Raw genomic sequence first — 24,702 nt, forward strand, 5'->3', positions numbered from 1 at the left:
ATTGTATAATTCCATGAATGTTTCTGAATAATACATTGGCTACACTTCTTTCTGATTGTGCAAAGACATGGAATTCTCGCCTGTGTTATGCAATTTTCTAAAGTCAACTTTATTGACTTTAGAATTCGTCAGCTTAACAACCTATTTCTCATTCATTTTTGCAACAGCCATCTTCACTGAACTGTCACCCAACTCCAGGCAAGCACCTACATGGTACGGATTAAATAATATCTGTCCATTCAGTTCAAATACCTCTACATCGTGTCATTCAAAAATCATTAAGTTATTCATAAAACGTTCTCCCTTCTTATTTTAAATCCTGCATTACGAATTCGATTCCGAACTTTTGTGTAACTTCTTCTCCATATCGTCTGATGTCAATGGCTTGATCGTCGCTGACTCTGTTTACTTCCTTTATAACTGCATCTACAAAACGCCACAGTTTGTTATGCATATCATTTTCCCATCGAGGGCTTTTCCATCCAAAGTCTTCACACAAAACCTTGACCGGTACCGACATCAGTAAACAGAGTGCTTTCTGCATTCGTTCAGTCTCATCAGTTCCAGAGAAAAATTCTTCTCTCTTTCTCCATTCTTCATCGATATGTTTGTCAATTTCCGCTCTGGTTTTTGCCTTGATTCTTTCCGCGGCTTCGGCTACTGCCTGATTTTTAATCTGTTCAATCTGCTCGTTGGTATATTCATAGCGGGTCTGAGCTGCATTATTTTCTCTTTCCGCTCTTCTTCTTTCTGCGCGTGTCATACTTATACCTCCTCGTTGTTTAACTGTTCGACTTTTCCGAACTGTTCAATCTACGTTCCAAAATCTCTAAAAACCACATGATCATCGGAACTGCTGTCAAAACTTCTTGCATTTGACCATCTTTATAGGTACGGTGTGTAAATTCTTTATATTTTTCAGTGAGAGCTCCCACGTCATTTACAATTTCATCCCATTTCCCGTCTGACATATCCTCTGGCGTTAAATTTCGATATTTCAAGAAAAAGACGTTGTGCACATCGTTCATCAAGGACATTACATCCTCATTTTTCATTTCCTTTGTCATACAAACACAATCTCCCCTGCATCAATAAATCCATCGTTTTCGGCATCCAGCGATTTTTCCCATCCGAATTTACGGTGTAATTCATTAGCACTGGAAAAAATACGCTTTGATTTCTCATCGTACTGTAAGATATATCCTTTATAGTACAATTTTCCGATCAATCGGCTTTTTGATAATACCAATCGTCTCTGATCATCGCCTAAATTGTCATCTCTATCATAGCTAACTACTACGGTCGCCATGTTGGTAATATCTCCAGAACCGGAGACCTCATCATTTACGTCGGTGGTCATATTGCTTTTCCGTCGATGTGCTACTAGCATGATGATAATATTGAATTTATATGCCAATTTTCTCAATTTGTTGACGAATTTTGATTGCTTTTCAAATTTATTTGATTCTTCTTCTACGTCCAAGTCCAAGGCAGTCATGAGGTTATCGATCAATACTACTTTAATTCCATACTGCATGATGGCATCTGTGATTGTTTTGATTAAATCTTCCTGTTCATCATCGTCAATGATGGAATTGTCATAAAGGTACATTTTATTCCAGTACCAATCATTAAGCCGATTTTGAATTGGGGTAGTAACAAATTGATATTTTGTGTTATCTGGATTGTAATTTTCTGCTATATTATTTGGACCGGCAGCCTGCAAATCCATCCAGTTTTTACACTGATTTTCTGTCATTTCTCCGGAATAGATAAGTGTTGGATATCCTTGATCGATTGCATTCAATGCGATCTGGTTGGCAAATGTACTTTTACCGTCTCCTCGCTTACCGGCTATTAGGAAGATTCCCCCAAAGAAAATGCCACCCGCAAGAATCTGGTCCAATTCTCTGAATCCGGTTTTCATTTTTGGAAGATCTTTGAAATCAGTCTTTTTGATGTCCGCAAACTGTTTAATTCGTTTTACCGGAAGCAGCTCTGCGTGTTCTACTGCCAATTTAACAGCATCTTTTCCGTGCTTTTGAAGTAATTCATTTGCATCTTTACAATTCTGATAATCATCTGGCTGTACTACCCTAATTTTGTTTGGAAACCTGGATTTAATCTCTTCTAAAAGGGTCACGTGTTCTTTTTCGTAGTCTCCAAACACAACAATCTCTTCAAATTTTCTTACCCAATCCCAGCAATATGGAACCCATGTAAATCCTTTTGCCCCGGTTGGAACAGAAACAGCATTTTTGATTCCTGCCTCTGCTACAGATAACGAATCTAGTTGCCCCTCTGTAATAACTAACTGATGGAAGTCTACACACTGTTTCATGCCAAATAAAATCGGTTTACAGTTGGACTCACACCATTCTTTAGCTTTATCTTTTTCTTTATCAAAATCAGTTTTCCGATATTTGACGAACTGCATTTTACCTTTTTCGTCATAGAACGGAAATACCAAGACGTTTTCGTGACCATTCTGGACAGTTATCTCATACTGCTTGGCTGTTTCAGAAGAAATCCCTCTCGATTCCAAATAAGCTATTGCCGGATCTTTCGGAACAATCGGTGCATCTGGTGTTTTCAATTTTCTGAACTGCTTTGTCGGATGGATATATTCTCCGAAATCTCCGCTCAGTTTGAAATTAAAATCTTTTGCAAGTGTTACCATATTACCTGTTGCACTGCATGATTCACGCAAGCACTTAAATTGACCTGTTTTCATGTTGATAGAGAATGTATTGCTGTCTCTGCTATCTCCACCTTTACAGTATGGACAGATGCGGAAATGCAACTCATCTCCTTTCATCTTTGGCTGTTCCCCAATGGTTCTGGCAAAATCCCATGCATCCTGTTGATTGAATTTATACTGCATTATATCGTCACTCCTGCTGCCCTTATTTTATCTGCCTGTTCTGTCGTTAATTTAGCGTAATTGATTGCTTGATTAACAATTACACCTGATTTTTCAAGTTCTGCACGGAAGTCTGCTGAAAGTACGGAAAATCTATCATTTGATGAATCATCAGACGCTAAATCCGCATCCTTTTTGAATTCATCCATTCGATTCCAAACAATCCCCATGTAATTGGATGATATTGCAGAATCAATTGCCAAGCGTACTGCCGTAATTCCAAATTTATCAGCATATCGAATCATCTGATTTAACAGACGAGTCATAGATAGCTCTGAATTATAGTGATTCTGCGCTTTTGGCAGTTTCCCATCTTTGTGCTGCATCCACATCAATACGCTATTGTAGAAATCAGAATTTCTGGAAATGGCAGAAAAAGATTCATTCCCCGCAATAATTGCTTTGAAATTCTGTTCATTTGTGCGCAGTTTAACAAAATGTGTGCTTTCTTTTTCTGGTTTGACTTTGTCAGAAGTTTTCGAAGCTACCATTTGTTTTTCCATGTCGCTTTCTTCATATTCAATGTCAATCATTCTCAGTTTATAAAAAGTATTCATGGCTTTTCTAATTAATTCTATCGGGCGATTGAACTCCTTAGATAACATCTGTTCAGAATATGCCATTTTATCATTGATAAGGAAAATTCCATCATTAATCAGCCGTCCAGAAAAACGAATAAGTTTAAACCACATACACTCTATTGAATCCGCATCCGGCATTGTATCGATTTGCTTAAATTTAGCATCTAACGATATGTTTGTTTTAATCCTAATCCATTTTACTCCAGACATTTCAACCCCTCCTACTCTTTATAAGGAACTCTCCATTTTGGTTTGTTTACCGCTTTATCATCAATGTAAACGTCTGCGGATATCTTCCTGGGATCGTTACCCCAGAAATTGACAAGATCTGCTAGATTTTCGTTTACTGCATCAAATTCTAATCCGTACTTTTTGCAAAAATCGACCGCTTCTTTAAGCCTATCATTACAGCGACACGTCCAAAGAATCACTTTGTCTCCAGATGCCCTTTTCGCTATCAGATAACGAATCAAAGACATATTCGGGACTCCAATTCCAGGAAAGGCACTCTCACAAAGAGTCCCATCAAAATCCACTGCAAATACTGTATATTTTCTTCCCATCATTACTCCTACATGATACATCTTCTACGCCCTGGGGAACGATAGTACAATGCTAATTGTGCATAAGATACGCAACATCCATTATTCAATCTGACAAGGAATGGATACTTTGCAATAACAGTTGCCATTTCAACTTTCCCCCAAGAATCATCGTTTCGATTCCAGATTTTATTGTTGAATACACGAATATTACTGCCAATCTTGCATTTCTTTGCAGCTTGTACAAGTTCACTTTTATAAATTGGAATTGAAGCGGATTTAGCAAGCGCTTCTTCTACTGTTTTATCTGGCTCTGCCCGATAATAATACAGTTCTTTCTGGTGCGGCTTATTGGCTCTTACCAGGATTCCAGCAATCTCCATTCTATTAACAACTGGAGCTGTCTTTTCTCTTGGTAAATTCAGTCTGGAAGATATTTCCGTGATGCATAACGGCTCTTCGGTTTTCAGCGTTTCTAGAATATGTTTTCTTATATCTACTTCAATTGTAGGCATAGTGGTTTTTCCTTTCCTGTTTATCTTTTAATAGGGAGAACTTGTTACAGTTCTCCGCCATCATCTTCTGGGTCATCGACAATTCTACGTTCTTCCCACATTTTTTTAAATCTTTCAGCTGCCTGATTCTTCTGTTCTTCTGAAACCTTTTTTGGAGGACTGACCTTGATATATTTAACCGGCACATGATACAAAACTGAACCATCCACATTTTCAAACACCCGTTTCACTTCTTCTGGGCGTTTTTCTGCCAATGCGATCAGTTTGCTTTTTAATGCTGTTCCAGATGGCGCTGTTACTGTCGCATAATCTCTATCTTTCGTCCATTCAATACAGAATTCGTTCATACTGCTCACTACTCCATACCTCCTAATTCATACTTTGTTTCCAATAAGCCTTGTAGCTTTCGTCTCTTGATTTAATACACTGGTTAATAGACAAAATTCTCTGTTTATAGCATTTTGGACAAACTTTCTTGTTTTTTATCACCTGCTCTTTCCCACAAATATAACAAATTCCATAATTGGGTCTTTCCGAACGAGAGATTGTCTTTTTATCGTGTTCTCTTTTGGCTTTCATTGCCGATCTGCATGTTTTGCAATAAACTTTTCCATTATCTGATGGTTTGCCACATCTTGGGCAGATGGCATTTTCCTTGCACTTTTTATAATATTCACGTCTTGGCATACCCGTTACTTCCTTATAATTGACAGACACATTCATTGGCTCTATTCCAAAAAATCAAAAATTGTCATCTGATGTCCGCAGGGGATTCCGTTAAAAAATCTTCTATGCTCATCTGTCCTACTGGACAGTCCATAATCCCATGATGCAAGGCTTCTTCTACATTTCCTTTCATTTGTTTGAAATAAGATTCTTTCAATTCGCTAGAAACAGCTCTGCGTCCTAATGACAACGCTACATAAGGTGTGCTTCCAATACCTCCAAATGGGTCGAATACAATGTCGTTTGAATTAGTCCATAATTCAATGCACCGCTGAATCACTTCTAATTGAAGTGGGCAAATGTGACGTTCATCTTTGTTGTCCCTAGCTGATTTCTTCTGCAATGTATCTGACTGACGAATATCCATCCAAACAGGACTAGCATAGTTCTGCCAAACATCTACAGGAAACGTTTCATGAGTGTGCGATATTCTTTCCGGATTGTCTCCTGGCTTTCTCATTGTGACAATATAATCTGGAATCCCCTGTCTATTCATGGCACTATCTTTTCGAATCTGCTTGTGCAACAATCCCAAGGCTTTGGTTCTCTGCATTTCTGTAACAGGGTTCTTCCAAATGGTTACCTTGGAATGATAAATAAAACCGCAATCTTCAAAGATCTGTCTTAAAATAGAAGGAAAATCTTTAAGGCCAATTACACCATCTCTTTCTTTCATGAGTGGAAGATCCATACAGTGAAAACTTAATAATCTGCCCGGCATTGTGATACGGTAAAGTTCTTTGGCAAGGAAAGAAAAATGCTTACAAAACTCATCATCTCCTTTGCTGTTTCCCATATCCCTGTCACTATTTGAATAGGTATACAGACTAGAAAACGGTGGGCTGAAAATTGTATAGTGAATACTGTTGTCTGGAATTCCTTTTGTAATCTCACAAGAATCTCCGTTATAAATTGCATATCTATTTTTTACTACCTGATCTAAAATATTCATTTGTTGAATTCCTCCCATTTTGGTAACTCCATTGTGATTTCTGGTTCATATGGTGTGCTGATTCTACAAGTGCTCTTTAACTCTTTTTTTGTTATTTCTTTTGTAAGAGATGTCATTTCACGCTGCATTTTAAGGAAATCATTCTGTTTCCTTTCGATGTTCTCTTTTACACATCCTTCTTTTTTGGAAATGATGATATAAACATTCACTTCCTTATCCTGACCAAATCTCCAACATCTGCGAACTGCCTGATAATACTGCTCATAACTATCTGACAAGCCAGTAAAAATCATATTGTGACAATTCTGCCAGTTCATTCCAAATCCTGCAATTTTAGGTTTAGTAACTAAGCACTTGATATCACCGTTACTAAAATTCAGCATCGAATTAGATTTGTGTTCGTCTTTATCACTTCCTTGAACTTCTACACTCTCATTAATTAATTCGTGCAGTTTATGGCTTTCATCGTTTAAATCACACCAGACAAGCCATTGCTCATCCGAATCGTTGACAAGAGATGCAGCCTGTTTACATCTCCATTCCAAACTATCTTTTCTAGCCTGTCGTCTTTCTGTCAAAGAAAGTGATTCGTGTGTAGGTTCGTCTCCATCGACAATAATTTCTTGGATATTAAGTTTCGGAAGATTATACCCGTTGACTTCATATCCAATATTTCTAGGGTTATCAACAAAAACACAGAATGTTGCAAGCCACTGCCAGAAAACATCTTCTGCATGACCTTTCAATCTCCATTTTGATGTTTCACCTCCATCATGCACGAAAAACATGGATAACATTTCTGGTCGTGTCATTACTCCACAAAACTCTGAATGATTTCCTAATTCCATATAATCATTTGGAGCCGGTGTCGCTGTACACGCTAATTTATATGGAATATCATGAAAGTTCTGAATGATTGCTGTTCTAACCTTTCCGCTGTATGATTTCAAAATACTACTTTCATCTAAAACGATTCCAACAAATTCGTTTGCTACGAATCTATCCAATTTTTCGTAATTAGTGATATTGATTCCATCAATACAATCAGATTGTTGATCTACAACCTTGGCTGAATACCCAAACTTCTCAGCCTCTCTTCTGGTTTGACTTGCTACTGCCAATGGGGCTAAAATTAGAATTTTTCCACCAGTATGTTTATGAACTTGGTGCGCCCATGATAACTGCATTGGAGTTTTACCTAATCCGCAGTCAGCAAAAATGCACGCTTTGCCTTTTTTTAGCGCCCACCTGACAATATCTTTCTGAAAGTCATATAACATTGAATTAAGTTGATCCTTAGCAATATCAAAACCGCTGCTTTCCAATACAAATCGTTTATTTTGTAAAAATTCTTTGTAATTCATTCGTTTCAAGGAACCCGATATATCGTTACCCCGGCCGGAGGTTCGGTTCCTTTCTAAAGTATTGAATTTTGGAATTTTTCGACAGAACTGCCGAACGTCTGAATAAAAAATCGCTATTACTCATAGCTGAGATTGTTTGAAGTATTTATATCTTCATGTGTAAATTTGTGGCTGTCAAGTGTTTTATGAGTTCAAATAGCACATAATCCCACATTCTGGGAAAACTTCTGTATTCATGTTTCCTCTGTTTGGATCCAGTTCATCCAAGTAAATAGGAGATCCCTTACTGTCTTTCAAAATAGAATGTCCGACCAATCATTCTAATTCGGATCTACTTTTGAAAACATCTGGAAAATCTTTTCTGATCTTATTCCAATATCCCATGCCTCCTTTCGTGCAGCCGAGGCAGTTGTTGTTCGGATATCCCAATTCATACATAAAAGGGCGTTTGAATGGGAATGTTCTCTCGAATAGTCCATGAACTTCTTCTTTTGACAGATTCCTATCTATAAGCGGAAATTCATGTCTAGCCTGCGGATTCGATTCAACCGTGCGTTCCGCTCTTGATTTTTCTTTAAAATCAAACCCCCATACATAAATCAGTTCATAATCCTTGTTTCTATTTTCCCACTCCTTTCTGACACGCTTCTTCAGCCAATTGGTACACGGTGCAAATCCATTTCCTGGATTTCTGAATCCTCCAAATGCTCTCACACAATCATCCACGCAAGTGTATTCATTGGAACGCAACACTTGAATTGGTTTCCCAATGGCTGATTCACAATCTTTAATGAATCTTAAACTATCTGGGTGCTGGTCCTGAATGTCAATGTAAATCCACTCATCTATATCTCCTGCAAGGTATCCCGCCATAAAGCTGCTTACTCCTGCCGATATCTAACACACTTTTTTTGTCATAACACCACGCTACAAATGCTGTATCGTGGATCACCATTCGTTTGCCCTTATACGACCTACGCCGTTTCCGGCGAAAGCCTTATGGCCACGGTGTTGAAATTTTTCGGTACGTCACCGCCGTTCACTACGCACCAACCCGGTTTACCGGGCATTCGTTATTCCTTTCCTGTCAAATAATTGTCTTCATTAATCAAATTCATAAATTTTTCAAGCTGCCGTTCTGAAACCTTGTTCCCCTGCTTTTCTGGTTTCAAGCCGATAACAAGATGTTTTTCTGCGATTCCAGAAAGTTCCTTGGCAAGAGATTTCTTCCCCTGCTGGATGCCTTGATGATAGTTCTTGGGCGACTTGTACTGCCCTACTACCTGCTTTCCAACTCCTTGAGATCCGGCTGTGACGTTGTACATCTGATAGCCTGCATCAGCAAGTGCTTTAATAGTTGACACTTCTTCTTCGTCAAGTTTGTTTTTAGGATAAACCTTGAATTTCAATGCCCATCCATACGGATTCTCTGTGCTGCGAAAGCCATGTTTCTTCAAGCTCAATGCGATATGATCATACTCCGCAAGATGTGAAGCGCAACGTTCGCATAATGAAACCGCCTGCCCGCAATAGGCTCTCCGGATTCCTGCTTCATCTATGCGATAAAAAACATAGATTCCACTTTTGTATGGAATGCCGGGGCAGATAACCTTTATCTGCTTTTCGCGCTTACCCTTCATGGCGTAAATCTGCTTATAATTTGGTTTATTCATCACTTAAATTACCTTTTCTTTACATCCCTTTATCTGGTTCCAGTTTGACTGTTTCAGACTCTTCCACTGGATAGATTGCCTTGAAATCGGACGAATTTCTTCTATCGGCAAAATATGTTACTTTTCCACCGATCAGACCCGCAAAATGTCTTGCTATTGTAAAGCCATCTTTGTTTGTGATGTGAATTAATGTATCTATTGGAATTGAATTCCAATCCATATCTGATGTATCAGAATCTGATTCCAATCCCAACCATACTTTTCTCGACTCTGAACAATAATCAGCAGCATTAAATTGACAATGTTCACAGTCCTGCGTTTCGCTGCAATCAAACAAACGACCAGTTTCGTTGTTTATTCCAAAATCAAATTGGTGTAAAGAAGTGTTTATGATCTGTTCTCTGTATTTCTCTCTGTTTATCAACTTTACCATCCCCTTCTTTCAATTTTTCTGCGATCGCTTGGATAACAGAAACGGTCACACCATTTCCAGCCTGCTTATAAAGCTGACTATCAGAATTCACAAATTGTGCTTTTTCGAAATAATCATCCGTCCATCCTTGAAGTCTAAAGCATTCTTTTGGCGTCAATTTTCGAATGGCAATATAGCATTGGTATTTCTCATACCATACTGCATAAACTGTCAATTCTTCGGATATTTTGATGAAAATTCCATCAGAATCTTTCTCTATCGGATTTCCAATGCCAATTCCTACACCATGCCGATCCTGCGCTGTTAAAGTAAACATTGGTTCTCCATTCTCTTTGAACCGACGTCCATTTTGACGTTTTTCTGCTCGATCTGGTGTTAATACTGGAATCGCAATTCCACTGTCTTGCCCAGCATGATTCGCCATTCCTTTGTAATATCTTGCTGTCAAGCACCGGGCAATATCAGTCGTTTGAGAGCCCTGGTAGCACAAATCTATGAAACACGGTAAAGCAACGTGATGTCCACGACCGCCTCCTTGCCCTGTATCAAGTGTCTCTACGATTCCATCAAATGAAAATACTTGTGTATTTCTTCTGTATCCATCTTTATGACCGATTATTGAAATGCGATTTTCTCCACCTGCTCCTTCGATAGGAAATACTTCTGCGCTACTTCTTCCTCTAAGATGTCCGATAATGAAACATCTTTCCCGGTTCTGTGGCACTCCGAAATCTTTGGAGTTAAGCACCTGCCATTCAACATCATACCCCCCCTCATCCATTTCAATGAGCAGTCTGGCGAAATCCCATCCACCATTAACACTAAGCAGATTTTTAACGTTTTCAATGAAAAGGTAAGTGGGTTTATTTTCTTCTTCGAGCTGTCTGATAAGGTGCATAACTCTGAAAAACAGGCTTGAACGGTTTCCTCGAAATCCGAGTTGTTTTCCTGCAACTGATATGTCATTACATGGGAATCCAAAGCACCAGCAATTTGCTTTTGGAATGTCTCCGGCATACACTCTGCGAATGTCATTTGCATACCATTCTCCATTTCGATACTCCTCTTTAAGAATCTCTTTTTGCCGTTTATTTAATGGAAGAGTGCTTAAATATTTTCTCTGTTCTTCTGTCAATAAATGCATAGAAGTGTAACTAGCTGTAGCAAATTTATCAAATTCGCAAAATCCGACGCATTTATGACCGGCTAACTCCATCCCTCTTCGGAATCCTCCAATACCGGCAAAAAAGTCTAAAAAATCCATATATTCCTCTTTCTTCCAGACCCACCGAAATGAGTCTGGAAAATTTGCTGATCGATTTAGTTGAACGGCAATCCTGCATCTTCCACGTTATCTGGAATGTTCATGAACCCATCATTTGGCGTTGCCGTAGGTGCACTCTGCTCGTTCTGAACGTTGTTCTCTGACGACAATTTGCTTTCTGCAAACTCTATACGCTCAATATAGACCTCTGTGGTATAAACTTTCTTTCCATCACGATTGGTATAGCTACCAGTCTGAATATGTCCTCGACAATAACTTTGGTTCCTTTATGGAGATACTTTTCTGCGAATTCTCCGTTTTTTCCAAAAGCAACGCAGTTGATAAAATCAGCCGTCTGTTCATTGCCATCTTTATTCTTGTTGGCACGATCTATCGCCAATGAAAAACTGGCAATTGCCATTGGCTTTTCTCCCTGAGTGTATCTGACTTCCGGATCTCTTGTTAATCTTCCCATCAGTATTACTTTGTTCAATGTTCTGTTACCTCTCTTTCTTAAATGTATCTTATCCTCATGTGTTAATTTGTGGTTGTCAAGATGTTTCTGTCTTAAAACGGAATTTCTGACAATTCGCAAATCAAACCAGAATGCGCAATTTTCACAGACACTTCATCTCCAACAACAGCTTCAATCTCATGTTGCATTATTTCTGGATTTCCCCAGCTTTCTGATAAGTGACATAAAATCACATTTGACAGATTAGGTGATTTGTTAATCTGCATGATCTTCTTTACTGTTGATAACGAAGAATGCCCTTTAATACTATGCTTATACTTGCCAGATGTTTTATCTGGTGCCATGTCCAGATGATTACACTCAATTAAAAAATGATTGATTTTGGTTTTTTTGAACGTATATGGCAAATACCCAAAGTCTGTTGCATATAGCAGTTTTTCTCCATTTGGAAGTGTTATCATGTAAGCATAATTGGGTGTATTATCATGTGGAACATAAAACGGAATCACTGAAAACTTACCAAGCGATAACTTCTCTTTTTCAAGCGCAATCCTTGTATTCCCCAGCTGTTCGGCCGTCTCCTTGTTGCTGTATATCGGAATACCGGAACGATTGATTTCCTTATAGGATTTGGCATGATCTCCGTGAATGTGAGTCAATAAGCCACCCACTACATCAGAAATACGAAAATCAATACTTTCCAAAATTTTCTGGTAACGACATCCAAAATCCAATAAAAGAATCTCGTTCTCTGAAAATACTGCATAGCAATTTCCGTTTTGGCTACCGGTGCTGATTACTTTTAGATATGTTTTCATCCGCCATCTCCTCTTTCAAGTATGTTCGACAGATACGCTTTACATTTTTTATACACTTCTGGATCAAACGGTTTCCGCTCATGCTCGTATGCGCTGTATTCTGCTGGACTACATCTAGCAATCTGCGACATTTTCATCATTGTAATTTTTGAATTTCTCCGCAATGCTGCTATTTTCTCTGCATACATTCCATGCTTACCATTGATTCCCTGTATCTTCATACTTTTCTGGATATTCTCAGATTCTGCTAAGCGGAAAATCTGATTGAGCGAACAGCTCGAGTTTTTACAATCAAACAGACAACCATGATTCCATTTCGGACCATCATAGAACCCCACCACAAATTTAGTTGGTTCTTCACAGTCGATGCATTTTCGGTTTATTAGCATTTTTAGTCTTGTCACCTCCCTCTATTTTCCTACGCGAACCTTAACTGCCCGCCCGCATCCTCGTCGCCCGCCGAATGCCAGTCGCAAAACTCATCATACCAGCAGTTCCAGCACGCTCTATTGCATTTTTCGCTCATACTTCCCCCTTGCTTATTAACTCATTGATTTCATGCCCCTTCGGCTTCCAAAGATGCAGGCAGTTCTCCACAGCATTGACATATTCACTCTTTTTCGGATGGCTCTGATAGGCTTCTTCCTCATCTTCGAAAAAGACGTCTTTCAGCACGCACATATCGTCCCAAGTGGGAACTCTGAACTTTTTCTTCGGAGACACGGATACATGCTCCATTCCGTCCTCGTTTTCACTCCATATCACACTGCACGTCCCACAATCAGGAAGTTTGATCCATGCGCTATGAACCGGAAATACGATGGTGTGCCCCCAAATCCGCTCGCTGTTTAATATATCTTCGATTTTTTTCATTCTATGACCTACCTTCCTGCAACTTTTTCCGCGATCACATCACACGCAGCATCAAAGCCTTTCGAGAACTCATCCGATGCATCGCAACCGCCCATCTCTTTCACTTCCTCGAGGATTTCTTCGCGGATCCGGGCTCTCTCCTTAAACAGCACCATCTCATCCATGCGCTGTTTAAAACGTCGGTTTTTCGCGTCAATCTGCCGCCAGTCAGTTTCCAGTTTTAATTCTCCGGCGCAGTGCTGCACATCTGTAAATTCCGCCGTCAGATTCATTTTTGCCTCTTCTAGTGTCACAGGCGTCGGATTTTCCGCTCTTAACACCCGCGCCAGCTTAAGCGCCGCCTGTGCCAGCTCCGCTGCTTCTTCTGCCATCTGCTCCAGCATGGCCGGGGTGCCAATCTTTTCGATCATCGTTTTTCCCTCCTAAATGTTTTTCAGACGAATTTTAATTTCTTTCGAAACTGAATCGTCCAACCCGCATGAAACAGACAACGCATCCGCACTGATGATTAAATCTGCTAACAACCCAACAAAATTTTCTCTGTCAGCACTTTCTAAAATTTTACCTGATTTCTTTTCCTCTTTTGTTTTGCTCAATAGATGCACCAAATCTGATGCGCTACTTTTCACATAATGCCTCCAGTATGTTTCATCCCCATATTCTGCCAGTTTGTCAATTGCTTCTCCTAACATGTTTAGCCTCCTCTTTCTTAATCCAACCAATTATTCTGTAGGTAACAGAATCCATAAATTGCAAAGCCTGTAAGTATTATCCAGAAAATCCAAAACATTACTATCCACCAAAATCCGCCATCTTCTATAGATTTAACCACTTCTTTCGGACTTTCGTTTTTATAAAAAATCGAATGTTCCGATATTGTACCGTCTGACATATTGGTAAAAATCGTACCCGTATGGACTGAATCCACTCCAAAGAATTCTTCCCTTAAATGGTAGCCTGTGTCTACTGTGTCAATGTAATGGCTTTCTGGTGTATCTATTTTTGAACGTTGAAATTCTGAGCCGCAGAAGCTGATCGTTTCACAGTGTTTGGACTCTGAGTCGATTGTGTCCCAAGTCCAATATGTTTCTGTATGGGAAGATTTACCGCTTGAAACCGTCCTAGTATGCATCGTATATTTCTGGGTTTTGATATACAAGTCCATCCATTCTCCATCGATGTTTGGATCGCTCACGGTATCAATTGCTTTTAGTTCTCCATATATCAGACCATTTCCAGAATTTACACTCATGCAATATCGGAACAGCTCCGGTTCTTCTATCTGAATGGCTTTCTGATAAGTCTCTTGCTTGGAATCTCCCACGTCGTTGATCTTCCCAGAAATAAAAATCCCAACAATGAGCATTATGAAAGCAATAATTAAACTTACTAGGATTTCTCGTTTCTTTATTTCCATAGACTAATCCTCAAACAATTTTGTTGGTGCAGAAACGGGGGCCTGGTAATCAAGGCGTTCAAAATTATGCACTTCATATCCTGTCCATGATAAGAAAATTCTGGTCGGGAATCTTTTTACATAGCTGTTATATTTTTTGATACCGTTATTATAATTTTCCCGGTACTGCGACAGCTGATTTTCGATAACTGTCAGTTCCTGCATTAGCTGTTTATAATTCTCATTGGATTTCAGTTCTGGATATGCATATGTAACTGCTGCCAGCGCTGTATTGACATCCTCGATTTGGTTTCCTTTAGACATACTCTCCGCAAGCTGAGATAATGTATTGGATTCGTGCTTATCATACTGCTTAACGCAATCTGCCAAATTGTATACCTTATCTACGCGCGCCTTTTCCTGAACCTTAATATCAGATTCAGCCGTATAAACCGATTCTTCCAGACCGATTGCTCTATTTTGTGCCGACTGTACCCAGACAACACCGCACAAAACAATCGCAATGATGATTCCGGCAACGATTAAACCAACTTTCCAACCATTATTCTTATTCATGAATTATTCCTCCCCGAAAAACATTTTTCTGACAGACACTACATTATACTTACCTTCCAGTCTATCTCTGTTCATTTGGATTCCTTTTGCCGGATAATCACATTTGAAGCTCCGGCAGATTTCTGGTCTGACTTCGTATATCGTGCACTTCTGCTTGTCATTGTCGCGGAATGGGCAGGTTAAATCCCACCCGATCCGCTCTGACGTTGGCAAGAAATGCTTTGACTCTTTAATCTTGTGCTTGTGAATGTATCTTTTGATTTCTTTGATTTCCTTATTAGATATTGGAAATAAATCTGAACAACAATTACCACAATTGCTGCACCCTCCGTCTTTCGTGAAATCAAAAATTCCTGATTCCATATCACGTATCGCTTCTTCTAAAGTTGAGCATTTCGGCATTTTTAGTCCTCCATAAACTCCGGCACTTCTTTTGGAATGCTTTCCGCGTTTACAACTTCCGGTTCAATTGTTTCAGCTTCTACCGTATCTGGCACATCTTCCATGAACTCCTCTTTGTTGGCTTTCGTTTCGATATCGTATGCCATATCCTTTGCTGTCATATCATCGGATGATACAGTTTCGCTTCTGTCGCTTGCCTCCTGCATGTACCCATCTCCATACGTATTCATGAACATTTTCAATGCACGATTAATAACAGTTTTCTTTACCATCTGATCGGTAAATTTGGCATGCGTGCCGTTTCCGCCCTCTTTGTATCCGAACCCCTGTGCCCAGGCTTTCTTAATCTGGTTCATGTTCATTACTTCCAAATAATGCTCTCCAGACTTAGTGATGGAAATCGCATATGCACCTTTAATTTTGTCTGTATCAATGTTCATAAAATCCTGCTTATGAGAATCGAAAACCTTTTTTCCGTCTTCGATATGATAAGAAAACTCATCTCCCTCGTAGATAACTTCTGCACGAATTTCTTTCAATCCGTAGCGTCTGGCAATGGTAATATTTCCGAAGTATGAACGCTGGAACTGACACTGACCTCCGTAAGCAATGAAATACCCCTGCTTTTTCTGGACAGAAAGCCCTAATGTTGCCATATCCATTAAGCTGTTGGCGATACTTGCCTGTGAACAACTTTCAAGGATTGGCTTATTGTTTCTATCCTTGGTTTCTTTTAACACCAGATATGCGCCTGTCAATGCATTGGCTAGATTGTAATCTGCCGGAAATGACATTCCGTATTTACACTTTTCTTCCAGCTGATGAGTTAAACCGTTAATAAATGAATTGTTTACCACCAAATCAGTTGCTGTCTGCTGTTTCTGAACTTCCTGTTTTGCTGCTGTCATCTTATACTTCCTCCATTTTTTTTAACACTTCCGCAAGTTTACTCAATGCTTTCTACATATTTTTCAAATCCGGAGACGTATGTTTTTCTGCCTTACTTTTATCAGCCTGAATCTCGCTAAAGATTATGGCATGTCTAACCATTAATTCTGGAAATGTTTCAAACATCTGCCGAATAATGCCAGAAAACTCTGTAAAAATATCGCCTCCCTTGCCTGAAATTTCAACTCTGTATTTTCCCTCATTTACCTCTGACTTAATCATTTTTATCCTCCTCATATAATTTTTTGGTTGACTGAACCGATCATCTCCTAACAAAACAGTTCCTTTTCATTTCGAATCGGTACTCTTCCGTTACATCGCTTTACTTCTCTACTCTATTCCGTTGCAGAAATATCAGTCCAAGTAAATCTTCCTTTCCCGGAATTATGCCACTGACCTATTCCATTCAGCTGCCCGTAATCCAGCCATTCAATGACATTTTTCATAAGCGAATCCACCATAACCATAATGGTAAATTCCACCTGCGTACCTGCCGGAACAGTTTCACTGTTTGCTAATGAAATCCGTTCTCCCTGTGCTGTCTGTGCTCTAAGTGGGCGCTGGCAATCTCCAATTTCTTCTCCATCAGGAATAATAAATGGGATGCGTCTCTCCCGGATAAACACCAGATTATCAATTTTTGTTTTGTATGCAGGTAATTTACTGCTGCCACCAACATAGCCAAATGCTTTTGCCGCATTTTTGAAGAATCCCTTAATCTGATAATCGAACAGAAATGGATGCCCGTTTTCATCCTTTGGGAATACGGTCTTTCCTTTTGCAATCGCCTCATCTACACCAATCGCTGCAATTTCCTCCTCTCTGGACAGTGCGTCCGGCGCTTTAGAAGCAATGAACTCTGCATGAATCTCCTTATCATTGCTTGCTGTTCCTAACACTTCCTCTGTGAATGTTAATCTAACTTTCATTTCTTTCATTTTTCTGATTTCCTTTCAATTTTTATTTTTTAGCAAAACACTACTTCTCTACGCGATTCCTTTTCAATACATCGTCAAGCTTTTCCATTTCACTACCAAACTAAGCATAACTGTTCATAACCATTGCGTTTTCATTCCTTTTCACGGCATTACAATTCAGTACCATTTCGGTGCGTCACATTTCCGTGCTATGCCATTCCAGTTCATTTCTTCACTAACCCAATCCAATGCGTTGCGATACCTTTCCGTGTCCAAGCAAATCTTTTCCATAGAATTTCACTACAAATCTAGGCGATACTATTCCTCTGCATTACTCGTCAAAACTTCTCTTTTTCTTAACGGTTCAAATCCACACCACACTATTCCTCCACAGATCCAAACTTTACTGTTCCTTTTCTAATCATCACTTCGCCAATCCATCCATACAATTCCGATGCAAAACTAAACGAGACTCATCCCTACTTCACCGTTCTTTTCCACAACTATTCTGTTCAAAACGCAGCTTCTCCCTGCTTCGCAGAACCGGACTGTTCTACACCTCTCCACTACCTAACAGAGCAAAGTAAATGTGCCTTTTATACTGCTGATACAGACAAGTCCTGATTTGTTACTTTTAAAAAGATGATCTGGCAATCGGCATTGATGCTTTTCATATTGGAATCATCCAACTCTGCTGCGTAATCAACAAATACTGGTAAATGCATTCCAAAATAATTCTGCAATCCATTAATAATTGCGATTTTTCCTTTGATTGCCAATGCGGTATTCGCACATCCAATCAGTTTCGTCCATTTCTGGTTTGATTCATCAAAAACGAACCAATCGCAGGCATCTACAGCATCACCATTCTTCTGATATGTGAAAAGCTGTACCTTTACACCAGAGAAATGAGAATTCACTTCTGCATCCAGCATTTCATTTTTCTTCATGCGAATTCTTTTAATCTGGAAAAGAATCTTATCTGCGTCGGCACTCTTTTGTGCGCTGTCACGCAACGCCTGTTTCATCTGAGAAACCTGATCGTTAATCGATTCATTGTTCCATGATTTTGAAATTTCCTGTTCTACAGCGATTAATTCAGCCTGTTTTTCGTTTAACAGATGATTGTATTCGGCTTTTTTATCCGCCAGATTTGGAAGAACCTGAATTTCCTCTTTTAAAGACTCGAGCTGTTTGCTGTATTCTTGATACATTTTATTTTCGTCCATTGATGCAGTTTTCTGGAAATTTTTCATGGCATCCTCTGCACTTTGTTTTCTGCGGCAATCTTAGCCAGTTCATCTTCCAATACTGAGACGGAACTTTCTGATTCTTCTTTGGCTTTCTGAGACTCTTCTAAATCCGTTTTTGCTGCGTTTCCCTCTGCTGCGATTGAATTTAACTGTACCTTCTTTCGCAGTTCCCAATCTTCTTTTGCTTTTCGAGCCATATCAAGCCGCTTTTTCTTGGAAGATTCAAACTGTTCTTTAGCCTGTTCTATCTGCTCGTCTAGCATTTTTTGTCCACAAGTCGGGCAAATGGAAAGTTCATCACCAAATGACTCTGCTTCAATCTTCTGAATTTCAGAATCATCATATGTAGAGTCTCGAAGAGTCTTGTATCTTCCTCTCGCATTCTGCAATTCCAGGGCATTTCTGGTGATTCCGCTCTCGGCATGTCTTAAATCCATTTGGACATTAGAAATCCTTCTTTCCAATTCTTCCTTTTCTGATGTTGTGCGATTAAATTCTTCCTTTCTTCGCCGATACTCTTCATCGACTTTTTTCTGGGCTTTTTCCTCTTCTTCAATCATCAATGCTTTGATTTCATTCATTTTTAAGCGGAGAGCATCCACCTGGCTGTCATCAGAAATAGAATCCAACTGTTTCTGAATCTGATTCATCCGCTCTTTAATAGCATTTTTCTGCAATTCCAGTTCTGCCACATCAATATCAACCTTTGCCATTTCCAAGCCTTTAATCTGGTTTGGAATCGAATCAATCCGCTCGTCAGCATTTTTCTTCTTGGCTTTATTCATCGCCTCGATCTCATCCAGTCGATAATCATTCAGCAATTTAGCCACTTCTTCACAGTCCGCACATTCCTGTGCAATCTCTAAATCAGGATGCGTACTTGCCATAGAAAAAACAACACTTCTCATATCTGCTAATTTCTGATTCGTAAAAGCATCAATGTGGGATAATACAATAAAATTGTCAAAATCAATCCCTTTGATTGCCATATCCTCTCGAAAGGCTTTCTCTGTTTTTGCCACACCATTGATTTCATATTTGTTGGACAATGTAACCCGAACCGTTCCATCCGCTTTTGGCTTGCTAACGCTCTTTTTCTGATATTTAGCAATATTGAGCGGTTTTCCATCGATTTCCAGTTCCATGTCTACCCGAGGAACACAATCTCTTCCATCATCTGGTCGAATATCTGGATTATTCTTTAATAAGTAGTCCTTGTCAGCCATCGTCCAATACCAACTATCGGCCAATGTTGTTTTCCCACTTCCATTCTTACCTGCTACAATAGCATTGGTTCCATTTAACAAGATTTCTTTTTCATGCTGCCCCTTGAAATCGGTCAGTTCGATTCTTTTAATTGATACCCTGCTCATTCTTCTTTCTTACCCTCGCTTTCCTTTTGATAACAGTAAAATGATTGACTGCTATTTCGTTTACTATCCTCCACAACCTTATTTTTTGTCAAAAAAACTCCGGCTCTGCATTCTTCCACAAATTGTAACAATATCTCCATCGCGCAAGAAAGCCGCTGATTTCGCCACATTCGACCAAAGAACACATGGGATGCAATCTATTATTTTCTCATTGCCATGACGATCGATACTGACGGATAAATTAACAACCATATTTGAGGGAAGCAAATCCTTAATCATTGGCATCCCTTTTATGCTTCCCAAAATGGTAATTTGATTTTCGCCCACTGCTGATTCTTCAATATTCTTGATTTCACTGACGTAAACGTAAATTCTCAATCGTGTACGACCATATTCAATAACCTGTCTACTTCTCAGCAAACCAGAAACTTGAACCCATTTTATGGAACGATCAATCCCATCAAGCAAGCCGTTAGGAATGACCACTTGAATAAAATCAAATTCGCCATTTTTACGTTTTACCGCTATCGTAGATTCGTACATACTAGGGATATAATTGATGGGAGTAGAAACCCCTGAAAGAATGCCAGAAAGAGTCACTTTGCTTTTTAATTCTTCCATTTTTCACTCCACCAATTTTTATTTAACTTCACAAAAATTTCCGTCAACAAGGCGATAAAATACATCTTCTTTGATCCTCGTTCCGTCAACATGTTCCGTTTTTACGCACTTAGGAATCCATTCCCCATCTTCTTGACCCCATTCTGCTAAAGTAATCCAACTTCCGATTTTTGCCTTTGCAATAGACTTGTATCCAGCTGCCATTACAACAGCGTTTTTGCCAGTTGATTCAATCTGGGCGGAATCTCCAGAACTTCCAATCTGGGCGGAATCTCCAGAACTTCCAATCTGGGCGTAATTTCCAGAACTTCCAATCTGGGCGGAATATCCAGAACTTCCAATCTGGGCGGAATCTCCAGAGTCTGTTTCTGGGAGATCTTCAAGAGTCTTTGTATTAAGTTCTAATTTCTCAAACGATGTTTTTTCAATCGTGAAATCAACAGCAGCCTTGATAAAACCTTTAAGCCCCAATTTCGCCCCAATGTGAATTTTATTTGTCGCTGATTTGGTTCCGTCTCTTTTTATGTCTCCCAGAGCCTCGACCTCGGCAAAATCAGGAAATTTCCCGTCTGAATTTACCAAATCATAATGATTCAGGCAATCAAATGGATTCAGGCAATCAAATGGATTCTGGCAATAATGCATCATTCCCTCTTTGCACGCTGCGACATTTCCAGACTCTTCAAAGGTTGTGTTTTCGGTGTACTGTTTTCCACGGCAAATTAATCCTGGATCAAATGCCTTGTATCCTTTTTCTCCCAATTTTTATTTCCCCTTTCTGATTTTTTCATCCAAGTATCTGGTAAGTGTGTAGCAATCAATGAAATCATGTACATCTGCCAGATCCTCTGTTTCAAATTCCCAAAACGACGAAACGCCATATTCGCGTTTGATCTGGGAATCAATATCAAACTGGACATCCCAGCAGAACTTCACATATGCAGCCGTTCGAATTTCTCCGAATATTTTGAATGTTTTTCTTTTGATGTGGCTGTAAATCTCTTCTACCTCTTCCCTAATCAAAGACATTCTCTTCTTTACCTCCTAAATTAACTGATTTTTTCTGCGATTTCATCAATATCAATCACATAACCAGCCCAAACGTCCGTCTTGCCGTTATCCCCATAAATCTCGAACGTACCATCTATTTTTCTGTAAACATCCATGCCATCGTACTTTTTCATGGAATCCAGACAAAACTGGACATTACGGAAATAGATACCGTCATCAACTATCTGCTCATAATCTTCATATGTAAAAAGATTCACTCCGCAGAACTGTTCCGCTTTCATTTCACTTTTCATTTTTTCTCTCCTACAAGTGTCAGTTATTGAGACTGGCACTTGTCTTTTAAAGTCCTCTCTGCACCACACAATGTATTGAGTGCCACGATTTCAATTACAAGTCTATCATCTGGACTCTTGTTTTCAGCTCTTACAGCCTCGATGTCTGCCATGATGTAGTCGGCAAGTTTTTTGATATTTTCCTGCATGGTCATAATGTCTCGCTTCCTTTCTTGTTGAGAAATTTGTTTACAAAATAAACTTGTGCTTTACCGGTCACTTTTGGAGTTCTGGTTATGATATTGCAACCGTTTCCATTGATATGGGTACTTTCCTTAATTTCAAAAAGCCCCATTTCCATCGCTTTTTGCGTTGGCATATTCCAGTCTGCGCCTTTTCTTTTTATGAGATATCCATTCTCTCTCATCCACTCAAACAAGCGTTTCTGCCCGATTTTCACACCGTTCTGTTTGATCAGCTTTGCCAGGTCTCCAACAAGAATAGATGTATGGCTTGTCGAAACTGCATCTGCGAAGATTTCCTTTGGCTTCATTCGCTCGTTATCTTCAAGTAAGATTGCATTACTAGATTTCAGCTTTTCTATCTCCCGATCTGCCATCTTCAAGGCTCTTGCAAAAATCTGTTCCGGTGTGTTCCACGCCTTTTCAAGATCGATGAAATACTGACGGTACAATCTGCCTTTTTCAGATCTCTGGATCATGCAAATCTGCTTTGCCATATCAACAGAAATCTGGTAATCAACCATGTTCTGACCGCCATTACAACCGCTTTCCAAATTTGGAAAGCACTTTTTGTAATCCGAATCTTCAAAACCATATTCGCACATACGAGCAAACCAAGTTGTGAAATTGCTTTTAACTTCTAGTCCTTCATGTAGTTCTCTTGCCGATATGGTTGGTTGTTCATTTTCATAATTTATGGTCATTAACTGAGCCACCAATATTGCCACCTTTCCGCTTAATCATCTTTAAGAATTTCATCAACTGTTGTATCCAAGTAATCAGCCACTTTTTTAACCTTTTCGGCAGATGGAGAAATGTCATTCCATTTACAAACGCTTCCTTGGGAAAAACCACAGTCCATCTCGATTTTTCTAATTGGAACATTTTTTTCTCTTGCAATCGCTTTAACTTTATCGTAAATCAATTCAATACCCCCTTTCGTTGTTTGATATCTCTGAAAATATCACAACTTTTATTGACATTATTCTGAATATATTCTATAATCAAGCTACCACACTAGAAGATAAAAATAATCCAGGCATTCTTTATGTCCTTATTAAATTGCGATATTTTCAGAACCGATAGTTACATTATAAGCGATATTTTCAGAATGTCAAGTATTATTTTTGCGTTTTTTTCAGAGATGAAAGGAGTTCAAAAATGACATTAAGAGAAAGAATTAAATTGCTATGTAAAGAACAGAAAACCTCATTAAATGCAATGGAAAGCGAATGCGGTTTTGCAAAGGGATACGCAAGCAAACTCGATAAAAGTACTCCAAACGCAGAAAACCTGCGAAAAATCGCAAATTTTTTCAATGTATCCGTAGACTATCTAATGACTGGTGAGGAGAATCCAGAAGATTTTTCAGACGAGGCAGCGCATTTGGCAGAGAAAATAAGAAAAGACACCGGACTGTCCGATGCATTGAAGAAATACTTCGAGCTGTCCGATGCCAAAAAGAAGCACGTTGTTGAATTGATTAACTTATTTAGCGAATGAGGTGTATTATGGGGTATTTTGATGATTTTTCCAAAATTGATATTAGTCAAATCAAGTTGCCTAATATAGAACCGTTGCCGTTAGCGTATTCATATTCAGACACTCAATTCGAAATTCTTACTCGGCATATAAAAGAATTCGAATCAAAACTTGATTCGGAACACGAAGTAGGACTTCTTCTTACTAATTTTGGTCAAACTGTTACTATGTAAGTTACTGAAATCAGTTATGAAAAATCCGTACTCATGATTTTTAAAGGCTACGTTGATGGCAAAATGTCTACTCTTATACAACATATAAATCAGTTGAATTTTTTGCTCACATCATTGGATAAGAGCGATGATCAACCCAAAAAACCTATCGGATTTGTTCTTCCATCCGAACAATAGATTCTTGTAATGCTTGGATCATGTTTGCCTGCTGACCTATCAGGTCAATAATCAAATACATAAGCGCCGCAGATGGAAGTCCCGTTCTGTTTAATGGGTCTTCCATTTTTGCTTGCACTTGTTGATGCATCTCCATTGTGTATGCTGCGTGTTTCCCAAAACACTTCTCAGTAACAAAACTATCCTCAGCCATTCGAAGCTCTTCGCCACTGGCTTCTATCACCCTATTGGTCATCTTCATCCTCTCCTCCCACAATATCGTTAACAATAATGTAAATGTATCTTAGCTTTTTCTCTTCATCAATGCGCTGAAGAAGCTGCGCGATCTGTTCCCTGTAATTTTCCATGTTCAACCCTCCCCGTACTAGGCTGCCTGTTCTTGTTTTAAGAACACTTGTTCGATGCTGATATTCTACATCATCTGACCGTTACTGTCAAGTTAGGTCTTATTCCTAGTATATGCATCGAAAGCGGGTTTATTCTTGGAAACTGAACTTTTATGAATATTTTACACCGAAACTGTTGGATGTGGGAAGTCACTTGATCTTAACGAAATAGCGAAATAGGGTATATCCAAAATTATGATATAGATACATTATCATCTCCATCTCAATTAACTCATTCTGGTTATTATCAATTTGTAAATTGTAGTTCAACAGT

General features: G+C 39.1%; 37 protein-coding genes and 1 pseudogene. 1 reads left to right on the forward strand and 37 read right to left on the reverse strand.

Annotated elements, in window-relative coordinates; genetic code table 11:
• Positions 1-307: 307 nt before the first annotated feature.
• The 35 genes and pseudogenes from DWX91_RS11380 to DWX91_RS11545 all read right to left on the reverse strand — a co-directional run bounded on the left by DWX91_RS11380 (position 308) and on the right by DWX91_RS11545 (position 23,075).
• Positions 308-763, reverse strand: a complete 456-nt coding sequence (locus tag DWX91_RS11380; RefSeq protein ID WP_118538896.1) for a hypothetical protein — start codon at positions 761-763, stop codon at positions 308-310.
• A 19-nt stretch (positions 764-782) separates the two neighbouring features.
• On the reverse strand, positions 783-1,067 hold the full coding sequence (locus DWX91_RS11385) for a hypothetical protein (protein ID WP_118538898.1): 285 nt from the start codon (positions 1,065-1,067) through the stop codon (positions 783-785).
• A complete protein-coding gene (locus DWX91_RS11390; protein WP_118538900.1) occupies positions 1,064-2,884 on the reverse strand; it encodes a DnaB-like helicase C-terminal domain-containing protein in 1,821 nt (606 codons plus the stop codon). Before DWX91_RS11390 ends, DWX91_RS11385 begins: the two co-directional genes overlap by 4 nt.
• Complete coding sequence (locus DWX91_RS11395; protein WP_118538902.1) at positions 2,884-3,714, reverse strand: phage replisome organizer N-terminal domain-containing protein; 831 nt, start codon at positions 3,712-3,714, stop codon at positions 2,884-2,886. Before DWX91_RS11395 ends, DWX91_RS11390 begins: the two co-directional genes overlap by 1 nt.
• Before the next feature lie 11 nt (positions 3,715-3,725).
• Positions 3,726-4,070, reverse strand: coding sequence for a hypothetical protein (locus DWX91_RS11400; protein WP_347559419.1), 345 nt, complete (start codon positions 4,068-4,070; stop codon positions 3,726-3,728).
• Positions 4,071-4,075: 5 nt separating this feature from the next.
• Complete coding sequence (locus tag DWX91_RS11405) at positions 4,076-4,561, reverse strand: hypothetical protein (protein WP_118538904.1); 486 nt, start codon at positions 4,559-4,561, stop codon at positions 4,076-4,078.
• A 44-nt stretch (positions 4,562-4,605) separates the two neighbouring features.
• A complete protein-coding gene (locus DWX91_RS11410) occupies positions 4,606-4,917 on the reverse strand; it encodes a hypothetical protein (protein WP_118538906.1) in 312 nt (103 codons plus the stop codon).
• Positions 4,918-4,930: 13 nt separating this feature from the next.
• On the reverse strand, positions 4,931-5,248 hold the full coding sequence (locus DWX91_RS11415; RefSeq protein WP_182435077.1) for a zinc ribbon domain-containing protein: 318 nt from the start codon (positions 5,246-5,248) through the stop codon (positions 4,931-4,933).
• 64 nt (positions 5,249-5,312) lie between these two features.
• Positions 5,313-6,239, reverse strand: coding sequence for a DNA-methyltransferase (locus DWX91_RS11420; protein WP_118538910.1), 927 nt, complete (start codon positions 6,237-6,239; stop codon positions 5,313-5,315).
• Entirely contained in the window at positions 6,236-7,603 is a 1,368-nt protein-coding gene (locus tag DWX91_RS11425) for a helicase-related protein (RefSeq protein ID WP_118538912.1), read from the reverse strand. Before DWX91_RS11425 ends, DWX91_RS11420 begins: the two co-directional genes overlap by 4 nt.
• A gap of 315 nt (positions 7,604-7,918) precedes the next feature.
• Positions 7,919-8,476 (reverse strand): phosphoadenosine phosphosulfate reductase, encoded by a 558-nt coding sequence (locus tag DWX91_RS11430; protein WP_243099037.1) that lies wholly within the window; start codon positions 8,474-8,476, stop codon positions 7,919-7,921.
• Between the two features lie 200 nt (positions 8,477-8,676).
• A complete protein-coding gene (locus DWX91_RS11435) occupies positions 8,677-9,276 on the reverse strand; it encodes a GIY-YIG nuclease family protein (protein ID WP_118538914.1) in 600 nt (199 codons plus the stop codon).
• 19 nt (positions 9,277-9,295) lie between these two features.
• Positions 9,296-9,700, reverse strand: a complete 405-nt coding sequence (locus DWX91_RS16425; RefSeq protein ID WP_147354398.1) for a hypothetical protein — start codon at positions 9,698-9,700, stop codon at positions 9,296-9,298.
• Positions 9,642-10,973, reverse strand: coding sequence for a DNA cytosine methyltransferase (gene dcm / locus DWX91_RS11445; protein WP_118538918.1), 1,332 nt, complete (start codon positions 10,971-10,973; stop codon positions 9,642-9,644). Before dcm ends, DWX91_RS16425 begins: the two co-directional genes overlap by 59 nt.
• Before the next feature lie 56 nt (positions 10,974-11,029).
• A pseudogene (locus DWX91_RS11450) lies at positions 11,030-11,466 on the reverse strand (single-stranded DNA-binding protein).
• Between the two features lie 74 nt (positions 11,467-11,540).
• A complete protein-coding gene (locus DWX91_RS11455) occupies positions 11,541-12,266 on the reverse strand; it encodes an MBL fold metallo-hydrolase (protein WP_118538920.1) in 726 nt (241 codons plus the stop codon).
• Entirely contained in the window at positions 12,263-12,670 is a 408-nt protein-coding gene (locus DWX91_RS11460) for a helix-turn-helix transcriptional regulator (RefSeq protein ID WP_147354399.1), read from the reverse strand. Before DWX91_RS11460 ends, DWX91_RS11455 begins: the two co-directional genes overlap by 4 nt.
• A 118-nt stretch (positions 12,671-12,788) precedes the next feature.
• Entirely contained in the window at positions 12,789-13,139 is a 351-nt protein-coding gene (locus DWX91_RS11465; RefSeq protein WP_118538924.1) for a hypothetical protein, read from the reverse strand.
• 8 nt (positions 13,140-13,147) lie between these two features.
• Positions 13,148-13,549, reverse strand: a complete 402-nt coding sequence (locus DWX91_RS11470; RefSeq protein WP_118538926.1) for a hypothetical protein — start codon at positions 13,547-13,549, stop codon at positions 13,148-13,150.
• Positions 13,550-13,561: 12 nt separating this feature from the next.
• Positions 13,562-13,831 carry a hypothetical protein gene (locus tag DWX91_RS11475; RefSeq protein ID WP_118538928.1) on the reverse strand — a complete coding sequence of 90 codons (270 nt, stop codon included), beginning with the start codon at positions 13,829-13,831 and terminating at the stop codon, positions 13,562-13,564.
• A gap of 17 nt (positions 13,832-13,848) precedes the next feature.
• A complete protein-coding gene (locus tag DWX91_RS11480) occupies positions 13,849-14,556 on the reverse strand; it encodes a hypothetical protein (RefSeq protein WP_118482537.1) in 708 nt (235 codons plus the stop codon).
• Positions 14,557-14,559: 3 nt separating this feature from the next.
• On the reverse strand, positions 14,560-15,111 hold the full coding sequence (locus DWX91_RS11485; RefSeq protein ID WP_118482536.1) for a LemA family protein: 552 nt from the start codon (positions 15,109-15,111) through the stop codon (positions 14,560-14,562).
• A 3-nt stretch (positions 15,112-15,114) separates the two neighbouring features.
• A complete protein-coding gene (locus tag DWX91_RS11490; RefSeq protein ID WP_118482535.1) occupies positions 15,115-15,513 on the reverse strand; it encodes a YkgJ family cysteine cluster protein in 399 nt (132 codons plus the stop codon).
• A gap of 2 nt (positions 15,514-15,515) precedes the next feature.
• Positions 15,516-16,421: a recombinase RecT gene (locus DWX91_RS11495; protein ID WP_118538930.1), complete on the reverse strand. Its 906-nt coding sequence runs from the start codon at positions 16,419-16,421 to the stop codon at positions 15,516-15,518.
• Between the two features lie 52 nt (positions 16,422-16,473).
• Positions 16,474-16,683, reverse strand: coding sequence for a hypothetical protein (locus DWX91_RS11500; RefSeq protein ID WP_118538932.1), 210 nt, complete (start codon positions 16,681-16,683; stop codon positions 16,474-16,476).
• A gap of 113 nt (positions 16,684-16,796) precedes the next feature.
• Positions 16,797-17,399: a hypothetical protein gene (locus tag DWX91_RS11505; RefSeq protein WP_118538934.1), complete on the reverse strand. Its 603-nt coding sequence runs from the start codon at positions 17,397-17,399 to the stop codon at positions 16,797-16,799.
• A 575-nt stretch (positions 17,400-17,974) separates the two neighbouring features.
• Positions 17,975-18,634 carry a hypothetical protein gene (locus DWX91_RS11510; protein WP_118538936.1) on the reverse strand — a complete coding sequence of 220 codons (660 nt, stop codon included), beginning with the start codon at positions 18,632-18,634 and terminating at the stop codon, positions 17,975-17,977.
• The gene (locus tag DWX91_RS11515) at positions 18,631-19,938 is read right to left on the reverse strand and encodes an AAA family ATPase (RefSeq protein ID WP_147354400.1); all 1,308 of its coding nucleotides are present in this window, start codon (positions 19,936-19,938) and stop codon (positions 18,631-18,633) included. Before DWX91_RS11515 ends, DWX91_RS11510 begins: the two co-directional genes overlap by 4 nt.
• 144 nt (positions 19,939-20,082) lie before the next feature.
• A complete protein-coding gene (locus tag DWX91_RS11520) occupies positions 20,083-20,625 on the reverse strand; it encodes a single-stranded DNA-binding protein (RefSeq protein WP_118538938.1) in 543 nt (180 codons plus the stop codon).
• 18 nt (positions 20,626-20,643) lie between these two features.
• Positions 20,644-21,387: a hypothetical protein gene (locus tag DWX91_RS11525; protein WP_118538940.1), complete on the reverse strand. Its 744-nt coding sequence runs from the start codon at positions 21,385-21,387 to the stop codon at positions 20,644-20,646.
• A gap of 3 nt (positions 21,388-21,390) precedes the next feature.
• Complete coding sequence (locus DWX91_RS11530) at positions 21,391-21,654, reverse strand: ORF6C domain-containing protein (protein WP_118538942.1); 264 nt, start codon at positions 21,652-21,654, stop codon at positions 21,391-21,393.
• 20 nt (positions 21,655-21,674) lie between these two features.
• Complete coding sequence (locus tag DWX91_RS11535; RefSeq protein ID WP_118538944.1) at positions 21,675-21,929, reverse strand: hypothetical protein; 255 nt, start codon at positions 21,927-21,929, stop codon at positions 21,675-21,677.
• A gap of 23 nt (positions 21,930-21,952) precedes the next feature.
• Positions 21,953-22,123 carry a hypothetical protein gene (locus DWX91_RS16670; protein WP_182435078.1) on the reverse strand — a complete coding sequence of 57 codons (171 nt, stop codon included), beginning with the start codon at positions 22,121-22,123 and terminating at the stop codon, positions 21,953-21,955.
• Positions 22,120-22,866: a phage antirepressor KilAC domain-containing protein gene (locus tag DWX91_RS11540; RefSeq protein ID WP_118538946.1), complete on the reverse strand. Its 747-nt coding sequence runs from the start codon at positions 22,864-22,866 to the stop codon at positions 22,120-22,122. The genes DWX91_RS16670 and DWX91_RS11540 overlap by 4 nt, the downstream gene beginning before the upstream one ends.
• A gap of 20 nt (positions 22,867-22,886) precedes the next feature.
• Positions 22,887-23,075, reverse strand: coding sequence for a helix-turn-helix domain-containing protein (locus DWX91_RS11545; RefSeq protein ID WP_118482467.1), 189 nt, complete (start codon positions 23,073-23,075; stop codon positions 22,887-22,889).
• Between the two features lie 236 nt (positions 23,076-23,311).
• Here DWX91_RS11545 and DWX91_RS11550 point away from each other — a divergent pair, with 236 nt between their 5' ends.
• Complete coding sequence (locus DWX91_RS11550; protein ID WP_118482466.1) at positions 23,312-23,653, forward strand: helix-turn-helix domain-containing protein; 342 nt, start codon at positions 23,312-23,314, stop codon at positions 23,651-23,653.
• A gap of 357 nt (positions 23,654-24,010) precedes the next feature.
• Here the strand turns inward: DWX91_RS11550 and DWX91_RS11560 are convergent, their stop codons facing one another.
• Positions 24,011-24,283, reverse strand: a complete 273-nt coding sequence (locus DWX91_RS11560) for a hypothetical protein (protein ID WP_147353581.1) — start codon at positions 24,281-24,283, stop codon at positions 24,011-24,013.
• Complete coding sequence (locus DWX91_RS18185; RefSeq protein WP_279220382.1) at positions 24,267-24,389, reverse strand: hypothetical protein; 123 nt, start codon at positions 24,387-24,389, stop codon at positions 24,267-24,269. Before DWX91_RS18185 ends, DWX91_RS11560 begins: the two co-directional genes overlap by 17 nt.
• Between the last annotated feature and the right edge of the window lie 313 nt (positions 24,390-24,702).

It is taken from the genome of Clostridium sp. AF22-10 (assembly GCF_003478725.1).
Taxonomy (GTDB): Bacteria; Bacillota; Clostridia; order Lachnospirales; family Lachnospiraceae; genus Otoolea; species Otoolea fessa.

Bases quoted from the DNA above. Each gene is read 5' to 3' on its own strand.
- DWX91_RS11390 (WP_118538900.1), bottom strand. From the start codon at position 2,884: ATGCAGTATAAATTCAATCAACAGGATGCATGGGATTTTGCCAGAACC.
- dcm (WP_118538918.1), bottom strand. From the start codon at position 10,973: ATGGATTTTTTAGACTTTTTTGCCGGTATTGGAGGATTCCGAAGAGGG.
- DWX91_RS11560 (WP_147353581.1), bottom strand. From the start codon at position 24,283: ATGAAGATGACCAATAGGGTGATAGAAGCCAGTGGCGAAGAGCTTCGA.
- DWX91_RS11520 (WP_118538938.1), bottom strand. From the start codon at position 20,625: ATGGAAGAATTAAAAAGCAAAGTGACTCTTTCTGGCATTCTTTCAGGG.
- DWX91_RS11475 (WP_118538928.1), bottom strand. From the start codon at position 13,831: ATGTTAGGAGAAGCAATTGACAAACTGGCAGAATATGGGGATGAAACA.
- DWX91_RS11420 (WP_118538910.1), bottom strand. From the start codon at position 6,239: ATGAATATTTTAGATCAGGTAGTAAAAAATAGATATGCAATTTATAAC.
- DWX91_RS11500 (WP_118538932.1), bottom strand. From the start codon at position 16,683: ATGATTAAGTCAGAGGTAAATGAGGGAAAATACAGAGTTGAAATTTCA.
- DWX91_RS11435 (WP_118538914.1), bottom strand. From the start codon at position 9,276: ATGAATAAACCAAATTATAAGCAGATTTACGCCATGAAGGGTAAGCGC.
- DWX91_RS11530 (WP_118538942.1), bottom strand. From the start codon at position 21,654: ATGTCTTTGATTAGGGAAGAGGTAGAAGAGATTTACAGCCACATCAAA.
- DWX91_RS11400 (WP_347559419.1), bottom strand. From the start codon at position 4,070: ATGATGGGAAGAAAATATACAGTATTTGCAGTGGATTTTGATGGGACT.
- DWX91_RS16670 (WP_182435078.1), bottom strand. From the start codon at position 22,123: ATGACCATGCAGGAAAATATCAAAAAACTTGCCGACTACATCATGGCA.
- DWX91_RS11510 (WP_118538936.1), bottom strand. From the start codon at position 18,634: ATGAAAAATTTCCAGAAAACTGCATCAATGGACGAAAATAAAATGTAT.
- DWX91_RS11485 (WP_118482536.1), bottom strand. From the start codon at position 15,111: ATGAATAAGAATAATGGTTGGAAAGTTGGTTTAATCGTTGCCGGAATC.
- DWX91_RS11415 (WP_182435077.1), bottom strand. From the start codon at position 5,248: ATGCCAAGACGTGAATATTATAAAAAGTGCAAGGAAAATGCCATCTGC.
- DWX91_RS11430 (WP_243099037.1), bottom strand. From the start codon at position 8,476: ATGGCGGGATACCTTGCAGGAGATATAGATGAGTGGATTTACATTGAC.
- DWX91_RS11380 (WP_118538896.1), bottom strand. From the start codon at position 763: ATGACACGCGCAGAAAGAAGAAGAGCGGAAAGAGAAAATAATGCAGCT.
- DWX91_RS11395 (WP_118538902.1), bottom strand. From the start codon at position 3,714: ATGTCTGGAGTAAAATGGATTAGGATTAAAACAAACATATCGTTAGAT.
- DWX91_RS11470 (WP_118538926.1), bottom strand. From the start codon at position 13,549: ATGATCGAAAAGATTGGCACCCCGGCCATGCTGGAGCAGATGGCAGAA.
- DWX91_RS11505 (WP_118538934.1), bottom strand. From the start codon at position 17,399: ATGAAAGAAATGAAAGTTAGATTAACATTCACAGAGGAAGTGTTAGGA.
- DWX91_RS11465 (WP_118538924.1), bottom strand. From the start codon at position 13,139: ATGAAAAAAATCGAAGATATATTAAACAGCGAGCGGATTTGGGGGCAC.
- DWX91_RS11425 (WP_118538912.1), bottom strand. From the start codon at position 7,603: ATGAATTACAAAGAATTTTTACAAAATAAACGATTTGTATTGGAAAGC.
- DWX91_RS11550 (WP_118482466.1), top strand. From the start codon at position 23,312: ATGACATTAAGAGAAAGAATTAAATTGCTATGTAAAGAACAGAAAACC.
- DWX91_RS18185 (WP_279220382.1), bottom strand. From the start codon at position 24,389: ATGGAAAATTACAGGGAACAGATCGCGCAGCTTCTTCAGCGCATTGAT.
- DWX91_RS11385 (WP_118538898.1), bottom strand. From the start codon at position 1,067: ATGACAAAGGAAATGAAAAATGAGGATGTAATGTCCTTGATGAACGAT.
- DWX91_RS11405 (WP_118538904.1), bottom strand. From the start codon at position 4,561: ATGCCTACAATTGAAGTAGATATAAGAAAACATATTCTAGAAACGCTG.
- DWX91_RS11455 (WP_118538920.1), bottom strand. From the start codon at position 12,266: ATGAAAACATATCTAAAAGTAATCAGCACCGGTAGCCAAAACGGAAAT.
- DWX91_RS11480 (WP_118482537.1), bottom strand. From the start codon at position 14,556: ATGGAAATAAAGAAACGAGAAATCCTAGTAAGTTTAATTATTGCTTTC.
- DWX91_RS11535 (WP_118538944.1), bottom strand. From the start codon at position 21,929: ATGAAAAGTGAAATGAAAGCGGAACAGTTCTGCGGAGTGAATCTTTTT.
- DWX91_RS11495 (WP_118538930.1), bottom strand. From the start codon at position 16,421: ATGACAGCAGCAAAACAGGAAGTTCAGAAACAGCAGACAGCAACTGAT.
- DWX91_RS11490 (WP_118482535.1), bottom strand. From the start codon at position 15,513: ATGCCGAAATGCTCAACTTTAGAAGAAGCGATACGTGATATGGAATCA.